The sequence below is a fragment of the Plantibacter sp. VKM Ac-2880 genome, assembly GCF_015351235.1.
GTDB lineage: Bacteria > Actinomycetota > Actinomycetes > Actinomycetales > Microbacteriaceae > Plantibacter.
Genome location: NZ_JADKSJ010000001.1, coordinates 2,325,531 through 2,342,676 on the forward strand (window position 1 = coordinate 2,325,531; position 17,146 = coordinate 2,342,676).

13 protein-coding genes are annotated in these 17,146 nt (G+C 67.6%); 9 read left to right on the forward strand and 4 right to left on the reverse strand.

What is annotated here, in order from left to right:
* Nucleotides 1–21 precede the first annotated feature (21 nt).
* The 3 genes from ITJ57_RS11175 to tkt are packed head-to-tail and all read right to left on the reverse strand — an operon-like array spanning nt 22 to nt 4,856.
* Nucleotides 22–1,635, reverse strand: coding sequence for a glucose-6-phosphate isomerase (locus tag ITJ57_RS11175; protein ID WP_194670056.1), 1,614 nt, complete (start codon nt 1,633–1,635; stop codon nt 22–24).
* Complete coding sequence (gene tal / locus ITJ57_RS11180; protein WP_056005645.1) at nt 1,632–2,741, reverse strand: transaldolase; 1,110 nt, start codon at nt 2,739–2,741, stop codon at nt 1,632–1,634. The genes ITJ57_RS11175 and tal overlap by 4 nt, the downstream gene beginning before the upstream one ends.
* Before the next feature lie 24 nt (nt 2,742–2,765).
* On the reverse strand, nt 2,766–4,856 hold the full coding sequence (gene tkt / locus ITJ57_RS11185; RefSeq protein ID WP_194670057.1) for a transketolase: 2,091 nt from the start codon (nt 4,854–4,856) through the stop codon (nt 2,766–2,768).
* Between the two features lie 374 nt (nt 4,857–5,230).
* Here tkt and ITJ57_RS11190 point away from each other — a divergent pair, with 374 nt between their 5' ends.
* Both ITJ57_RS11190 and ITJ57_RS11195 read left to right on the forward strand, forming a co-directional pair.
* The gene (locus tag ITJ57_RS11190) at nt 5,231–6,151 is read left to right on the forward strand and encodes a heme o synthase (RefSeq protein ID WP_056005639.1); all 921 of its coding nucleotides are present in this window, start codon (nt 5,231–5,233) and stop codon (nt 6,149–6,151) included.
* A gap of 4 nt (nt 6,152–6,155) precedes the next feature.
* Complete coding sequence (locus ITJ57_RS11195; protein ID WP_194670058.1) at nt 6,156–8,705, forward strand: DEAD/DEAH box helicase; 2,550 nt, start codon at nt 6,156–6,158, stop codon at nt 8,703–8,705.
* Nucleotides 8,706–8,770: 65 nt separating this feature from the next.
* Here ITJ57_RS11195 and ITJ57_RS11200 read toward each other — a convergent pair whose 3' ends face one another.
* Nucleotides 8,771–9,742, reverse strand: a complete 972-nt coding sequence (locus ITJ57_RS11200; RefSeq protein WP_194670393.1) for a COX15/CtaA family protein — start codon at nt 9,740–9,742, stop codon at nt 8,771–8,773.
* A 307-nt stretch (nt 9,743–10,049) separates the two neighbouring features.
* On the opposite strand from ITJ57_RS11200, the gene sufB reads away from it, so the two are divergent.
* The 7 genes from sufB to abc-f all read left to right on the forward strand — a co-directional run bounded on the left by sufB (nt 10,050) and on the right by abc-f (nt 17,132).
* The gene (gene sufB, locus ITJ57_RS11205) at nt 10,050–11,468 is read left to right on the forward strand and encodes a Fe-S cluster assembly protein SufB (protein ID WP_056005633.1); all 1,419 of its coding nucleotides are present in this window, start codon (nt 10,050–10,052) and stop codon (nt 11,466–11,468) included.
* Nucleotides 11,468–12,676, forward strand: a complete 1,209-nt coding sequence (gene sufD, locus ITJ57_RS11210; protein WP_194670059.1) for a Fe-S cluster assembly protein SufD — start codon at nt 11,468–11,470, stop codon at nt 12,674–12,676. Before sufB ends, sufD begins: the two co-directional genes overlap by 1 nt.
* Nucleotides 12,676–12,999: a non-heme iron oxygenase ferredoxin subunit gene (locus ITJ57_RS11215; protein WP_056005628.1), complete on the forward strand. Its 324-nt coding sequence runs from the start codon at nt 12,676–12,678 to the stop codon at nt 12,997–12,999. Before sufD ends, ITJ57_RS11215 begins: the two co-directional genes overlap by 1 nt.
* Nucleotides 13,000–13,003: 4 nt before the next feature.
* Nucleotides 13,004–13,780, forward strand: coding sequence for a Fe-S cluster assembly ATPase SufC (sufC, locus tag ITJ57_RS11220; protein ID WP_194670060.1), 777 nt, complete (start codon nt 13,004–13,006; stop codon nt 13,778–13,780).
* Between the two features lie 28 nt (nt 13,781–13,808).
* Nucleotides 13,809–14,138: a metal-sulfur cluster assembly factor gene (locus tag ITJ57_RS11225; protein ID WP_056005622.1), complete on the forward strand. Its 330-nt coding sequence runs from the start codon at nt 13,809–13,811 to the stop codon at nt 14,136–14,138.
* 98 nt (nt 14,139–14,236) lie between these two features.
* Nucleotides 14,237–15,403, forward strand: a complete 1,167-nt coding sequence (locus ITJ57_RS11230; RefSeq protein WP_194670061.1) for a MalY/PatB family protein — start codon at nt 14,237–14,239, stop codon at nt 15,401–15,403.
* 130 nt (nt 15,404–15,533) lie between these two features.
* A complete protein-coding gene (gene abc-f / locus ITJ57_RS11235) occupies nt 15,534–17,132 on the forward strand; it encodes a ribosomal protection-like ABC-F family protein (protein WP_056005615.1) in 1,599 nt (532 codons plus the stop codon).
* Nucleotides 17,133–17,146: the final 14 nt, after the last annotated feature.

Here is a 17,146-nt window from a genome sequence, read left to right on the forward strand (position 1 = left end):
AGCTCCTTGTGCAGTGACGCGTTAGTCGTTGACGGCGTCGAAGAGGGTGACGATGTTCTGGTCCGGTGACGTGAGGGTCAACGTGAGGACCGGGCGTCCGTGCTCGGCGAGGACGCGGGCGTCGCCGCCCGCCTGGGCCTCGATGAGCTGGCCGAAGGTGAACGGTCGTTCCGGGATCTCCAGGTCGACGGGGGCCGTCTCGGTGATCTGCAGGAACACGCCGTTCGCCGGGCCGCCCTTGTGGTACTGACCCGTCGAGTGCAGGAAGCGCGGACCCCAACCGAAGGTGGTGGGGCGGCCGGCCTTTGCCGCGACGAGGTCGCGGATGCTCTCGAGCTGGGGCGAGGCGAGGCGGTCGACGTAGCCCTGGATGGCGACGTAGCCGTCTTCCGGGAGCCTCGCGAGCAGTGCCTCGACGGCACCGGACAGCGTGGTCACGCCGTCCAGGAGGTCGGTGGTCCCGCGGACCTCGATACCGTCGGCGACGAAGGCGGGTGCCTCAGGCTCCGGGCGGTTGTCGAGCAGGCCGCGCGTGGCCACCTTCGCCGACTCGACGTCGGGCTGGTCGAACGGATCGATGCCGATGAGACGACCGGCGATCACGGTGGCGTACTCCCACACGAGCATCATCGCGCCCAGGCTGCCGCTCACGAGGATCTCGCCCTCGTGACGGTCGCGGGGGAGCAGGTGGAACTCGTGGGCGTCGTCGACGATCCGCACGATCTGCAGGTCGGCCGGCTTCGACTCCAGCTCGGGTGCGAGCGGGTTGAGCACGACCGGCAGGAGTCCGCGACCGGACTTGCCGGTGGATTCGGCGATGAGCTGCTCGGCCCAGTCGGGGAAGCCGACGATGTGCGTGCCGTCGGTGATGAGCCCGACCTTGTCGCGCAACGGGACGGTACCACCGAGCGCCGCACCGAGGATGAGCCCGGGGTTCGACGCGTCGTCGATCGCGAGCTCGCCGAGCACGGCGTCGGCTTCGTCGAGCAGCGCACCGATGTCGACCCCGGCGAGACCGGAGGGGACGAGACCGAAGGCGGTGAGCGCGCTGTAGCGGCCGCCCACGTTCGGGTCGGCATTGAAGACGCGGTACCCGGCTTCGTTCGCCGCCGCCTCGAGCGGGGAGCCCGGGTCGGTGACGATGACGATCCGGCCGGCAGGGTCGATGCCCGCAGCCGTGAACGCAGCCTCGTAGGCACGTCGCTGGCTGTCGGTCTCCACCGTGGAGCCGGACTTCGAGGAGACGACGAGCACGGAGGTCTCGAGGCGGTCCGCGAGGGCCGAGAGGACCTGACCGGGTGCGGTCGAGTCGAGCACCGTCAGGTGCCCACCGAGCGTGCCCGTGATGACCTCCGGTGCGAGCGAGGACCCACCCATGCCCGCGAGGACGATGTGGTCGACACCCTGGTCGTTGAACTGCTCGCGCAGAGCGAGGATCGGCTCGACCAGCGGGCGGGAAACGGAGACCGCCTGCACCCAGCCGAGGCGCTTGGACGCCTCGGCCTCGGCCGCAGGACCCCACAGGGTGGGGTCCTGGTCGGTGATCCGCGATGCGACGAGGTCGCTGACGAGCGTCGGGACGACCGACGCGACGGCGGCCTCGGCCGCACCGCTCACGTGGATCTTGAAGCTCACTTCGAGGCCTCCAGCGCCGTCTTCACCGTCTCGAGCAACTCGTTCCAGGAAACGATGAACTTCTCGACGCCTTCGCGTTCGAGGAGCTCGGTCACCTCGTCGTAGGACACACCCTGCGCGGCGATCGCGTCGAGGACCTCGTTGGCCGCCGCGTAGGAGCCGGTGACGGTGTCACCGGTGATGACGCCGTGGTCGAAGGTCGCCTCGAGCGTCTTCTCCGGCATGGTGTTGACGACACCGTCGGCGACGAGCTCGGTCACGTAGAGCGTGTCGGGGAGGTCGGCGGACTTGACGCCCGTCGATGCCCAGAGCGGACGCTGCTTGTTGGCGCCGGCCTCAAGGAGGGCGGTGGCCCGCTCGCTCGCGAACTCCTGCTCGAAGACCTGGTAGGCGAGCTGGGCGTTGGCGACGCCGGCCTTGCTCTTCAGCGCGATCGCTTCGGGGGTGCCGACGGCCTCGAGACGCTTGTCGATCTCCGTGTCGACGCGCGACACGAAGAAGGAGGCGACCGAGTGGATCGTCGAGAGGTCGTGCCCAGCCGCCTTGGCCTGCTCGAGACCGGTCAGGAAGGCGTTGATCACCTCGCGGTAGCGGGTAAGGCTGAAGATCAGGGTGACGTTCACGCTGATGCCGGCGCCGATGACCGCGGTGATGGCCTCGAGGCCCTCGACGGTCGCGGGGATCTTGATCATCGCGTTGGGCTGGTTGACCTTGGTCCAGAGGGCTTTGGCCTGCTCGATCGTGGCAGCGGCGTCGTGGGCGAAGCCCGGCTCGACCTCGATCGAGACCCGGCCGTCGTACCCGCCGGAGGCGTCGTAGACGCCACGGAAGATCTTCGAGGCGGACGCGACGTCGTCGGTGGTGATCTCGAAGACCGCCTCGGTGACGTCCTTGCCTGCCGCGGCCAGCTGGGCGACCTGCTCGGCGTACACGTCGCCGTTGCTGAGCGCCGAGGCGAAGATGGTCGGGTTCGTGGTGACGCCGACGACGTTGCGGTCGGCGATGAGCTGCTCGAGGCCACCGGACTGGATGCGTCCGCGGGAGAGGTCGTCGAGCCAGATGCTGACGCCGGCGGCGGACAGCTGGGCGGTTGGGGTTTCAGTCATGTTCTTCTGTCTCCTTCGCCCGGGCTACTTGCCGAGCGTCTCGTGTGCTGCGGAGACGACTGCCTCCGTGGTGATGCCGAACTCACGGAACAGCGTCTTGTAGTCGGCGGACGCACCGAAGTGCTCGATCGACACGGTGCGGCCGGCGTCGCCGACGATGCTCTTCCAGGTCAGGCCCAGACCGGCCTCGACGGAGACACGTGCGGTGACGGCCTTCGGCAGGACGGACTCGCGGTACTCGGCGGACTGCTCCTCGAACCACTCGAGCGCGGGGACCGAGACGACGCGGGCGTTGACGCCCTCGCCGCGGAGGACCTCGCGGGCCTCGACGGCGAGCTGGAGCTCGGAACCCGTCGCGATGAGGATGACGTCGGGCGTGCCGTTCGGCGCCTCGGCCAGAACGTACGCACCCTTGGCGACGTTGGACGCGGCGGCGAAGGTCTCGCCGGACGCGTCGCCCGTGCCTCGCTCGAACACCGGGATGTTCTGACGGGTCAGTGCGATGCCGGTGGGGCCGCCGCGGCGCTTGAGGATCTCCAGCCAGGCGTAGGCGACCTCGTTCGCGTCACCCGGTCGCACGACGGCGAGGTTCGGGATGGCACGGAGCGAGGCGAGCTGCTCGATCGGCTGGTGCGTCGGGCCGTCCTCACCCAGGGCGACGGAGTCGTGGGTCCACACGAAGATGGACGGCACGTTCATGAGCGCGGCCAGACGGACGGCCGGACGCATGTAGTCGCTGAAGATGAGGAAGGTGCCACCGAACGCGCGGGTCGGTCCGTGGAGGACGATGCCGTTGAGGATGGCGGCCATCGCGTGCTCACGGATACCGAAGTGCAGGACGCGTCCGTACGGGTTCCCGCTCCACTCGTGGGTGGAGTGCTCGCTCGGGATGAACGACGCACCGCCCTCGATCGTGGTGTTGTTCGACTCGGCGAGGTCGGCCGAGCCGCCCCAGAGTTCGGGGATGACCGGGCCGAGGGCGTTGAGCACCTTGCCGGAAGCGGCGCGAGTGGAGACGTCCTTGCCTGCCTCGAAGACGGGCAGTGCGGACTCGACACCCTCGGGGAGTTCGCCGGTCTCGAGACGCGAGAGCAGAGCGGCACGCTCGGGGTTGGCCGCGGCCCAGGCGTCGAACGCCTGCTGCCACTCGGCACGGGCCTCGGCACCGCGGTCGATCGCCTTGCGGGTGTGCTCGATGACCTCGTCGGCGACGACGAAGCTCTGCTCGGGGTCGAACCCGAGGACCTCCTTGACGGCGGCGAGTTCCTCGGCGCCCAGTGCGGAACCGTGGATCTTGCCCGTGTTCTGCTTCTTGGGGGCGGGCCAGCCGATGATCGTCTTGAGGATGATCAGCGACGGCTTGTCGGTCTCGGCCTTGGCGGCCTCGATGGCGTCGTTCAGCGCGTGGACGTCCTCGACGTACTCGCCGGTCTGCTTCCAGTCGACGACCTGGACGTGCCAGTGGTACGCCTCATAGCGCGCCTTGACGTCCTCGGTGAAGGCGATGTTGGTGTCGTCCTCGATAGAGATCTGGTTGGAGTCGTAGATCGCGATGAGGTTGCCGAGCTGCTGGTGGCCGGCGAGCGAGGAGGCCTCGCTCGTCACACCCTCCTGCAGGTCGCCGTCGCCCGCGATGACGTAGACGAAGTGGTCGAAGGGGCTCGTGCCGGCGTCTGCTTCGGGGTCGAACAGGCCGCGCTCGAAGCGGGACGCGTACGCGAAGCCGACGGCGGACGCGAGGCCCTGACCGAGCGGACCGGTGGTGATCTCGACACCCTTGGTGTGCCCGTACTCCGGGTGGCCGGGCGTCAGCGAACCCCAGGTGCGGAGCGCCTCGAGGTCGGAGAGCTCGAGGCCGTAGCCACCGAGGTAGAGCTGGACGTACTGCGTCAGCGAGCTGTGCCCGACCGACAGCACGAAGCGGTCGCGACCGAGCCAGTCCTGGTCCTTCGGGTCGCGGCGCATGACCTTCTGGAACAGGAGGTATGCGGCGGGGGCGAGACTCATCGCCGTCCCCGGGTGGCCGTTGCCGACCTTCTCGACCGCGTCGGCGGCGAGGATGCGCGCCGTGTCGACCGCTTTGCTGTCAATGCTTTCCCACTGCAGATCTGCCACTGAATACTGACCCTTCTCATCGGAACAGGAGGCCGACGAGCGGTCGAGCCTTCTTCTGTACGTTCGCGGCCCACGTCGTCTTCGGCGTCCGAGCACACGACACCGCTCTTCGAACTGGGTGAAGGGGGCGCACGCGTGCACAGTGGCTGGCGAGCACTTCCCAGCATAGCGACAGACCGCAGCTGTCGGTCGATGTTCGACCAGCGCGAACACGGGTGGACTTCCGACGTCATAGAGCTTGCGAACGAGCCCGTCGGCGGTGAGCCGCGTGCCGCGCCCTCCCTGAGTACGGTGCGCCTCGCCCGTGTCGTAGAATCGTCTGCGGACCGCGTACCGGGCGAGCAGTGCGTGGTGAACCGAACGTTAGAGGAGCAATGGACGTCGCTGTAGCAGAACGTGTGTCGAGCCCCAGGCTCGGTTTCCGACGCAAGGCGAAGGCGTACATCGCCCTCACCAAGCCCCGGGTCATGGAACTGCTGCTGGTGACGACGATCCCGGTCATGATCCTCGCGAAGGGCGGTCTGCCGGACTGGTGGCTCGTCATCGCGACGGTGATCGGCGGCGCGCTCAGCGCCGGCTCCGCCGCAGCGTTCAACTGCTACATCGACCGCGATATCGACGCGGTGATGGACCGCACGAAGAAGCGCCCCCTCGTGACCGGGGAGGTCACGCCGCGCGAGGCCCTCGTGTTCGCCTGGACGCTCGGCGTCGTGTCGACGGTGTGGCTCCTCGCCACCACCAACTGGCTGGCCGCTTCGCTGTCGGTCGGCGCGATCCTCTTCTACGTGTTCGTCTACACCCTGTGGCTGAAGCGACGCACCCAGCAGAACATCATCTGGGGTGGGATCGCCGGCTGCTTCCCCGTCGTCATCGGTTGGGCCGCCGTCACCGGTTCGCTCACCTGGGCACCGATCATCCTGTTCGCCGTCGTGTTCCTGTGGACGCCGCCGCACTACTGGCCGCTGTCGATGAAGTACCGGAGCGACTACCAGGCGGTCGGCGTACCGATGCTCGCCGTCGTCCGCGGGCGGGCACAGGTCGGCCTGCAGGTCATCCTCTACGCCTGGGCCACGGTCGCCTGCTCGCTCCTGCTCATCCCCGTAGCGGACATGGGCCTGCTCTACAGCGCGGTCGCCCTCCTGTCCGGCGGCTGGTTCGTCTACGAGACCCACCGCCTCTACAATCTGGCGATCCGCCACGAGCACGTCTCGCCCATGCGCGTGTTCCACGGTTCGATCACCTACCTGACCCTGCTGTTCCTCGCCGTCGGCATCGACCCGCTGCTCCCGTTCTGACCCGGTGGCTGACGCAGCGGAACGTGGCCGGCTGATCGCTGCGACGGGGGAGAGCCCCGACTTCGTCTTCGACCGGTTCGTCTCCTGGGCCGAGGCCGGCGGTCTCAGCCTCTACCCGGCCCAGGAGGAGGCGCTCATCGGCATCGTCGACGGCGCCAACGTCATCCTGTCCACGCCCACGGGCACCGGGAAGAGCCTCGTCGCCGCCGGCGCGCACTTCGCGGCGTTGAGCTCAGGCCGACGCAGTTACTACACGGCCCCCATCAAGGCACTCGTCAGCGAGAAGTTCTTCGCCCTCGTCGAGATGTTCGGTGCGGAGAACGTCGGGATGGTCACCGGGGATTCCTCGGTGAACGCCGATGCGCCGATCGTCTGCTGCACCGCGGAGATCGTGGCCAACCTCGCGTTGCGACACGGCACCGATGCGGGCATCGACCAGGTCGTGATGGACGAGTTCCACTTCTACGCCGACCCGGATCGAGGCTGGGCATGGCAGGTCCCGCTGCTCACCTTGCCGGACACCCAGTTCATCCTGATGTCCGCGACCCTCGGAGACGTCGGCGAACTCGCGGCCGACCTCGAGCGCCGCACCGGCCGCGAGACCGCCGTCGTGACGGGCGTCGAACGCCCCGTGCCGTTGCACTTCTCCTACGCGACGACGCCGATCCACGAGACGGTGGAGGAGCTCCTCCACACGGGCCAGGCGCCCGTCTACATCGTGCACTTCGCCCAGGCGGCCGCGCTCGAGCGGGCGCAGGCGCTGACGAGCCTCAAGGTCGTCACGCGAGAGCAGCGCGACGAGATCGCCGCGGCCATCGGTGACTTCCGGTTCAGCACGGCGTTCGGCACGACCCTGTCCCGGCTCGTCCGCAGCGGGATCGGCGTGCACCATGCCGGCATGCTGCCGAAGTACCGGCGTCTCGTGGAGCAGCTGGCGCAACGTGGGCTCCTCCGCGTCATCTGCGGGACCGACACGCTCGGGGTCGGGATCAACGTCCCGATCCGAACCGTGCTGTTCACGGCACTCACGAAGTACGACGGCACGAAGATGCGGCAGGTGAACGCGAGGGAGTTCCACCAGATCGCCGGGAGAGCGGGTCGAGCGGGGTACGACACCGCGGGCACCGTAGTGGTGCAGGCACCCGAGCACGAGACCGAGAATCTCAAACTGATCGAGAAGGCCGGCGACGACCCGAAGAAGCGCCGCAAGATCATCCGCAAGAAGGCACCCGAAGGCTTCGTGTCGTGGGGGGAGCCCAGTTTCCAGCGGCTGGTCTCGGCCGAACCGGAGACGCTGACGAGCCACATGCAGCTCACCCACGCGATGATGTTGAGTGTCATCGCGCGTGGCGGCGACAGCTTCGGCACCATCCGCTCGCTCGTGTTCGACAACCACGAACCGCGCGCCAGACGATTCGCCCTTGCCAGACGAGCGCTCGAGATCTATCGCACGCTGCGCACGGCCGGGGTGATCACCCAGACCACCGATCCAGACACGGGAGAGGTCGTCATCGGTCTCACGGTCGAGCTGCAACCGAACTTCGCCCTCAACGCCCCTCTGTCGCCCTTCGCCCTCGCCGCGTTCGAGCTCCTCGACCCGGCGGAACCCGGCTTCGCACTCGACGTCATCTCGGTCGTCGAGTCGACACTCGACGATCCCCGTCAGATCGTGATGGCCCAGCAGCACCTCGCGAGAGGCGAGGCGGTGCAGGCGATGAAGGCCGAGGGGATCGAGTACGACCAGCGCATGGAGCTCCTCGAACGGGTCACGCACCCGAGACCACTCGCGGAGCTCCTCGAGGCGGCGTTCACGAGCTACACCGCCGCTCAGCCCTGGGCACTCGACCTCGAGCTCCGGCCGAAGGCGGTCGTCCGCGACTTCATCGAGCGGGCGCTCAACTTCAGCGAGTTCGTGTCGTTCTACAGCCTGTCGAGGTCCGAGGGACTCGTCCTGCGCTACCTGTCGGACGCCTTCCGGGCGATCCGCCAGAGCGTCCCCGACGAGTTCAAGGACGAAGAGCTCCAAGACCTCATCGAGTGGCTCGGCGAACTCGTCCGGCAGGTCGACTCGAGCCTGCTCGACGAGTGGGAGGAACTGTCCCACCCGGATCCGGCACGGCATGCCGAGGCCGTCCACGCACTCCCGCCGACGCCGCGCAGCGTCCTCGCGAACCGGCGTGCGTTCACCGTCCTGGTCCGGAACGAACTCTTCCGCCGGGTCCAGCTCGCCTCACTCGAACACTACGACGCGCTCGGCGAGCTCGATGCCTCAGCGGGGTTCGACGCGGATGCCTGGGCAGACGCGATGGATCCCTACTTCGAGGAGCATGGCGAGTTGCCGACCGGGGCCGCGGCGCGGAGCCCTGCCCTCCTCGTCATCGACGACGAGGACGAACGTCCCGTCGGCGATGCCGGGGGAGTCTGGCGCGTGCGCCAGGTGTTCGCCGACCCGGCGGGTGACCACGACTGGGGGATCAGCGCCGTCATCGACCTCGACGCCTCCGACGAGACCGGCACGGCCGTGGTCCGGGTGACCGCCGTCGGGATGCTCTGAACCGTCACAGGTTCGCGCTGAGGCGTCGGCGGATCGCGCTGAGCGGACGCAGGGGCGCGGCGCCGTCAGCGCGTCGCGCTGAGGGAGACCGGACGCTCGTCGCTCGACGCCGTCCGCACCGGGATCCGCTGCTGCAGGACGACCCAGGTCATCGCCGCCACGAGGAGTCCCGCGAGCACCATGTGGAGACCGACCAACACCTCGGGAAGTCCGAGGCGCGCCTGAGTGAGCCCGACGACGATCTGCACGACCTCGACCGCGAGGAGTGCGGAGACGGCGGTTCGCACGCCGCGCGAACCTCGGCGAGCTCCGAGCACGATCGCCCCGACGAGGAGCACGATGGTGCCCGCGAGCGTCGCGTAGGCGGGCCAGCTGTGGAGGTGCTGCAGGAACTCGGGGTCGAAGCCGTTGCGGGGAGCGGGCACCTCCTTGGAGTTGTCGCCAGCGTGGGGGCCGGAGCCCGTGGTGAGGATGCCGAAGACGACGGTGACGGCCACGAACAGGCTCGTGAGGTGGACGACGCCGAGGTACCAACCGGGCATGACCTTCACGGCACCACGCGGGCCGCGGTAGACCCGGTGGACGAGCATCGTCGCGAGGGCGACCAACACGATCGAGATGACGAAGTGCAGCCCCACCACGTAGGGGTTCAGCCCGGTGAGGACGGTGATGCCGCCGAGGACGGCCTGTGCGGGGATGGACAGCCCCTGGAGCAGGGTCAGGCGGAAGAGGTCCGGCCGCTGCCGACGCATGCGGATGACCGCGAGGAACGCGGCGATCACGATGATCGCCAGGACGAAGGTCAGCAGACGGTTGCCGAACTCGATGATGCCGTGGATCCCCATCTCCGGCGTGTTCACGAACGAGTCGTCCGTGCAGCGCGGCCAGGTAGGGCAACCGAGGCCGGAGGCGGTCAATCGGACGGCACCGCCGGTGGCGATGAGGACGAGCTGGAAGGCGAACGAGAGCCAGGCGACGACCCGGACCCGTTTGTCGATCGTCGTCGGCAACCACTGCCAGAACCGCGTGGCGCGCACCCGCTCAGGGAGGCTGCGCGGCGGCGTCGCGCGACTGGCGGTCTTGGAGTGGTCTGACACGGATCGGTCCTTCGGTTCGCGGTGGCCACGGCGACGGTATGCATCGTCCTCACCCACAACCCACAGGAAGCTGTAGGATTATGAGGTTCACGGTGCGCGCGAGAAGCGCCATGGTTCAAGAACATTGTAGGTTCGCGAAGAAGCCGCCCGCACATCCCCTCCCCAACCCGCTCCGATCAGGCGCGTCCCACGGGAGGGAATGACGACCTCCATCCGGTGGTTGTCTCCAGGGAGGAAAGAGGGACACATGTCAGACATCCTGATCGATCGCCCGGAGCTCGCCGGACTCGGCCAATACGAGTTCGGATGGCACGACGGCGACGTCGCCGGAGCCTCAGCGCGCCGCGGCATCTCCACCGAGGTCGTGGCCGACATCTCCGCGTTGAAGAGCGAACCGGATTGGATGCTGCAGCGGCGCCTCAAGGCCCTGCAGCTGTTCGAGCGCAAGCCCATGCCGACGTGGGGCGCCGACCTCTCCGAGATCGACTTCGAGAACATCAAGTACTTCGTCCGCTCGACCGAGAAGCAGGCCCAGACCTGGGAAGACCTGCCGGACGACATCAAGAACACCTACGAGAAGCTCGGGATCCCCGAGGCCGAGCGCCAGCGCCTCGTCTCCGGCGTCGCAGCACAGTACGAGTCCGAGGTGGTCTACCACCAGATCAACGAGGAACTCGAAGCGCAGGGTGTCATCTTCATGGACACCGACACCGCGTTGCGCGAGCACCCCGAGTTCTTCGAGGAGTACTTCGGCACGGTCATCCCGTCGGGCGACAACAAGTTCGCGGCGCTGAACACGGCCGTGTGGTCCGGTGGCTCCTTCGTCTACGTGCCGCCCGGCGTGCACGTCGAGATCCCGCTGCAGGCCTACTTCCGCATCAACACGGAGAACATGGGCCAGTTCGAGCGGACGCTGATCATCGCCGACGAGGGCAGCTACGTGCACTACATCGAAGGCTGCACCGCGCCGATCTACAAGTCGGACTCGCTGCACTCCGCGGTCGTCGAGATCATCGTCAAGAAGAACGCGCGTGTCCGGTACACGACCATCCAGAACTGGTCGAACAACGTCTACAACCTGGTCACGAAGCGCGCCACGGCCGCCGAGGGCGCGACCATGGAGTGGATCGACGGCAACATCGGATCCAAGGTCACGATGAAGTACCCGTCCATCTACCTCATGGGTGAGCACGCCAAGGGCGAGACCCTGTCCGTCGCGTTCGCCGGCCCCGGCCAGCACCAGGACGCGGGCGCCAAGATGATCCACATGGCTCCGTACACGCAGTCGTCGATCGTCTCGAAGTCGATCGCCCGTGGTGGCGGCCGCGCCGGCTACCGCGGCGAGGTCAGGGTCGACGCCAACGCCCACCACTCGGCCAACACCGTGCGCTGCGACGCGCTCCTCGTCGACACCATCTCCCGGAGCGACACCTACCCGGCGATCGACATCCGCGTGGACGACGTCCAGCTCGGACACGAGGCGACGGTGTCGAAGGTCAGTGAAGAGCAGCTCTTCTATCTGATGAGCCGCGGCATGCCGGAGGACGAGGCCATGGCCATGATCGTCCGCGGCTTCATCGAGCCGATCGCCCGCGAGCTGCCCATGGAGTACGCACTCGAACTCAACAAGCTCATCGAGATGGGCATGGAAGGATCCGTCGGTTAATGACGACTGCAGCACCGACTCAGACCGAAGGACAGCACGGCATCACGGCACACAGCGACGGCGCAGGACGCGTCATCCCGGTGCAGACCCGATCGGAGCGCTTCAGCTCCTACGATGTGGCCGACTTCCCAGCGGTGACGGGACGCGAGGCGGTCTGGAAGCTCAGCCCGGTCGCGAAGTTCACCGACCTCACCGCGGGGGAGCTCGACGGCTCGCCCACCCCGGTCCAGCACGACGACGTCGACGGCTTCGGCATCGAGTGGATCGGCCGTGACGACGCACGCGTCGGATCGGCGGGCATCCCGGAGGAGCGCGCATCGGCGAACGCTTGGTCGAGTTTCGAGCAGGCGCTCGCGATCTCGGTCACCGGTGAGGAGCCCAAGACCCTCCGCATCGAGCGCAGCGCGCTCGGCGGTGGCCCTCGCGCCGCGCACACGGTCATCACGGCAGCACCGTTCAGCCGCGGCCTGATCATCATCGAGAACTCCGGCGACGCACGCCTCACCGAGAACGTGGAGATCGTCGTCGGCGAGCAGGCGGACGTGACCGTCGTCTCGGTGCAGTGGTGGGACGACGAAGCCGTGCACCTCGCGAGCCACTTCGCCTCCATCGGCCGCGACGCGCACCTCAAGCACGTCGTGGTGTCGCTCGGCGGCAAGGTCGTCCGGGTGAACCCCACGCTGCACCTCTCCGGTCAGGGCTCCGATCTCGACTCACTGGGCGTCTACTTCTCGGACGCCGGCCAGCACCTCGAGCAGCAGGTGTACATGCACCACGACGCTCCGAACACCCGGGGCCGCGTGACGTACAAGGGCGCCCTGCAGGGTGAGGGTGCCCGGTCCGTCTGGATCGGCGACGTCCTCATCAGCAACCGTGCCGTCGCAACGGACAGCTACGAGCAGAACCGCAACCTGGTCCTCTCGGACGGCACTCGTGCCGACTCCGTTCCGAACCTCGAGATCGAGACCGGTGACATCGCCGGAGCCGGCCACGCGAGCGCGACCGGACGCTTCGACGACGAGCAGCTCTTCTACCTGCAGGCGCGAGGCATCCCGGAGGACGAAGCACGGCGACTCGTCGTCCGCGGATTCCTCCTCGAGATCATCCAGCAGATCGGCGACGCCGAACTGCAGGAGCGCCTCTCGGCGGCCATCGAAGCAGAGCTGTTGGGCGCCGACGGACAGGACGACGGCGGAGCGCAGCGCTGATGGCGACGAAGGTGTGCTCGTTCGACGAGCTCGCCGTGAACCAGGCCAAGCGGGTCGTGGTGGACGGTGTGCCGATCGCCCTCGTCCGGGACGCGTCTGACGACGTGTTCGCCATCGGCGACGTCTGCACCCACGGCGACATCTCGCTGTCCGAAGGCTTCGTCGAAGACGGCAACCTCGAATGCTGGGCACACGGTTCGCAGTTCTCGCTCACCACGGGCAAGCCGTTGACCCTGCCGGCCTACGAGCCGGTCCCCGTCTACACCGTCGAGCTCATCGACGGCGACATCTACATCGACCCGACCGCAACGAAAGAGATCTAGCACCATGTCAGTCCTCGAAATCCGCGACCTGCACGTCAGCGTCGAAACCGAACAGGGCACGAAGCCGATCCTGCGTGGTGTCGACCTCACCATCCGCAAGGGCGAGACGCACGCCATCATGGGTCCGAACGGCTCGGGCAAGTCGACGCTCGCGTACACGATCGCCGGTCACCCCAAGTACACCGTCGACAGCGGCTCGATCACGCTCGACGGCGAGGACGTCCTCGCGATGAGCGTCGACGAGCGCGCCCGCGCCGGACTCTTCCTGGCCATGCAGTACCCGGTCGAGATCCCCGGCGTCACGGTCACCAACTTCCTCCGCACCGCGAAGACCGCGGTCGACGGCGAGGCACCGGCCATCCGTGGCTGGATCAAGGACGTCCGCGAGTCGATGAGCAACCTGCGTATGGAGCCGGCCTTCGCCGAGCGGAACGTGAACGAGGGCTTCTCGGGCGGCGAGAAGAAGCGCCACGAGATCCTGCAGCTCGAGCTGCTCAAGCCGCAGTTCGCCGTCCTCGACGAGACCGACTCCGGCCTCGACGTCGACGCGCTCAAGATCGTCTCCGAGGGCGTCAACCGCGCCAAGGAGAACACCGGCCTCGGCGTGTTGCTCATCACCCACTACACGCGCATCCTCCGCTACATCAAGCCGGACTTCGTGCACGTCTTCGTCGCCGGCAAGATCGCCGAACAGGGCGGTCCCGAGCTCGCCGACCGGCTCGAGAACGAAGGGTACGACCGCTTCCTCGTCGACGCCGTCGTGGCCTCGGAAGGCGCCTGAGCCCGCGAAGGCGGTCTAAGATAACGACATGGTAACAACGCTCAGTCCGCAACGATTCGACGAGGTCGAAGAAGCACTGAAGGACGTCATGGACCCCGAGCTCGGGGTGAACGTGGTCGACCTCGGTCTCATCTACGACCTCGGTTGGGATGACGAGAACGACGCGCTCATCATCCACATGACTCTGACCTCCGCCGGCTGTCCGCTCACGGACGTGTTGGAGGAACAGACCGGTCAAGCGCTCGACGGGATCGTCGACGCGTTCCGCATCAACTGGGTCTGGATGCCGCCGTGGGGTCCCGAACGGATCACGGACGACGGCCGCGACATGATGCGAGCCCTCGGCTTCTCGATCTGATCGCTCCTCCACGACGACGGACGGCTGTGTTCCAGCCGTCCGTCGCCGTCGTTCACGGCGGTTGTGTCCGATCCGCCGACCGCGGTTAGGGTCGAGGGATGACCGAGACCGTATCCGCCGACCCCCTCGACCTCCTACGCACCCGGACGAGCGAGAAGTGGTCCGAGTACCCCGACGACGTCCTGCCGATGTTCGTCGCAGAGATGGACGTCCCGCTCGCGCCGGTGATCCGCGCAGCACTCCACGCTGCGATCGATCGTGGGGACGCCGGATACGTGGCGAGCCGCACGAGACTTCCCGAGGCGTTCGCGGACTTCGCGTCTCGACGCTGGGGGTGGGAGGTGGACCCCGGATCCGTCTTCACGACCGCAGACGTCAGCATGGGCATCGTGGAGATCCTCCGTCGCGTCATCACCCCTGGGGAACGGGTCGTCGTCACATCCCCGGTCTACCCGCCCTTCTTCGACCTCGTCGCCGAGGCCGGTGGGGTCGTCGCCGACGTACCGTTGCGCGGTTCGAGTCGTCCGGAGGACCCGGCCGGTGGGCTCCGCCTCGATCTCGACGCGCTGGAGACTGCGTTCCGCAACGGCGCGAAGGCGTTCCTGCTCTGCAACCCGCACAACCCCATTGGGCGCCCGCACACGGCCGAGGAGCTCCGCTCCGTCGCCTCGCTCGCCGCCCGCTACGGGGTCGTGGTGGTGAGCGATGAGATCCACGCGCCACTCACGCAGCCCGGCGAGCGGTTCGTCCCCTACCTGAGCGTCTCCGAGGAGGCCGCAGCGCACGGATACGCCATCCTGTCGGCGAGCAAGGCCTGGAATCTGGCGGGACTGAAGTGCGCGGTCATGGTCACGGCTGGCGCCGGTCCGCGGAGCGTGATCGCCGGTATGCCGGTGGAAGTCTTCTGGCGGACCGGACAGTTCGGCGTGCTGGCCTCGGTCGCCGCGTTCGAATCCGGGGAACCGTGGCTCGACGGCCTCTTGGGTCTCATCGATGGGAACCGACGTCTGCTGGGCGACCTCCTGAGCGCCGAGCTGCCGGAGATCGGTTACCGCATGCCCGCCGCCGGCTATCTGGCCTGGCTCGACTGCTCCACCCTCGGTTGGTCGGAACCGCCCGCCCGTCACATCCTGCGGGCGGCGAAGGTCGCCTTGCAGGAGGGCGCGCCGTTCGGTCCGTCCGGCACCGGTCACGCTCGGTTGAACCTCGCCTGCTCACCGGAGTTGTTGAGCGAGGCCGTCCGACGGATCGCGGCACTGCGCTGAGTCCGAACGGGCGCCCGCACGCGCTCGCGCGACAGCCGCGGTGCCGAGCATCGATTTCAGGATTTATACTGGGAAGTTGACCCCCACCCCCCGCGTTGTCGAAACGCACCTGAAGAAATGGACCATGCCTGTGCTGAGTGTGCACGACCTCGAGATCCGCGTGGGGGCACGCGTGCTCATGGAGCACGTGAACTTCCGTGTGTCCGCCGGCGACAAGATCGGCCTCGTCGGCCGCAACGGCGCCGGGAAGACCACCCTGACCAAGACCCTGGCCGGGGAGACCCTGCCGACCAACGGCAAGATCGATCGCGGTGGGGAGATCGGCTACCTCCCGCAGGATCCGCGTTCCGGCAACCCCGAGGACCTCGCCCGCACCCGCATCCTCGACGCCCGTGGCCTCGGCCAGCTCGCGCTCGGCATGCACGAGTCGAGCATGGCCATGGCGAGCGACGACCCGAAGGTCGCCGAAGCCGCCATGAAGAAGTACGGCAACCTCACGGACCGGTTCAACGCCCTGGGTGGATACGCTGCCGAGGCCGAAGCGGCGTCGATCGCGTCGAACCTGAACCTGCCCGACCGCATCCTCGACCAGCAGCTCAAGACGCTCTCCGGTGGCCAGCGCCGCCGCATCGAGCTCGCGCGCATCCTCTTCTCCGACGCCGAGACGCTCATCCTCGACGAGCCGACCAACCACCTCGACGCCGACTCGGTCGTCTGGCTGCGGGAGTTCCTCAAGCAGTACAAGGGCGGGTTCATCGTGATCTCGCACGACATCGAGCTCGTGGGGGAGACGGTCAACCGGGTCTTCTACCTCGATGCGAACCGCACGGTCATCGACATCTACAACATGAACTGGAAGAACTACCAGCGGCAGCGCGAGGCCGACGAGGAGCGCCGGAAGAAGGAGCGCACCAACGTCGAGAAGAAGGCGACCGCGCTCCAGCTCCAGGCGGCCAAGTTCGGCGCGAAGGCCAGCAAGGCGGCCGCGGCGCACCAGATGGTCGCGCGCGCGGAGCGGATGCTCTCCGGCCTCGAGGAGGTCCGGGCCCAGGATCGCGTCGCGAAGCTGCGGTTCCCGACCCCTGCCCCCTGCGGTCGCACGCCGCTCATGGCGAGCAACCTGTCGAAGAGCTATGGATCGCTCGAGATCTTCACCGCCGTCGACCTCGCGATCGACCGCGGCTCGAAGGTCGTCATCCTCGGGTTCAATGGTGCAGGCAAGACGACGCTGCTACGGATCCTGGCCGGCGTCGACCAGCCCGACACCGGTCAGCTCGAGCCCGGTCACGGGCTCCGGATCGGTTACTACGCCCAGGAGCACGAGACGATCGACGTCAAGCGCAGCGTCCTGGAGAACATGGTGTCCTCATCGCCCAACATCACCGAGATGGAAGCGCGCAAGGTGCTCGGATCGTTCCTCTTCACGGGTGATGACTCCAACAAGCTCGCCGGGGTGCTCTCCGGTGGCGAGAAGACGCGACTCGCGCTCGCGATGATCGTCGTCTCAGGAGCGAACATGCTCCTGCTGGACGAACCGACCAACAACCTCGACCCGGCCAGCCGGCTGGAGATCCTCGACGCACTCGCGCACTACGAGGGAGCGGTCGTGCTCGTCAGTCACGACGAGGGCGCCGTCGAGGCGCTGAACCCGGAGCGGGTCCTGATCCTGCCCGACGGCGTCGAGGACCACTGGAACAAGGACTACCAGGACCTCGTCAGCCTGGCCTGACGCGCTGGGCCCGT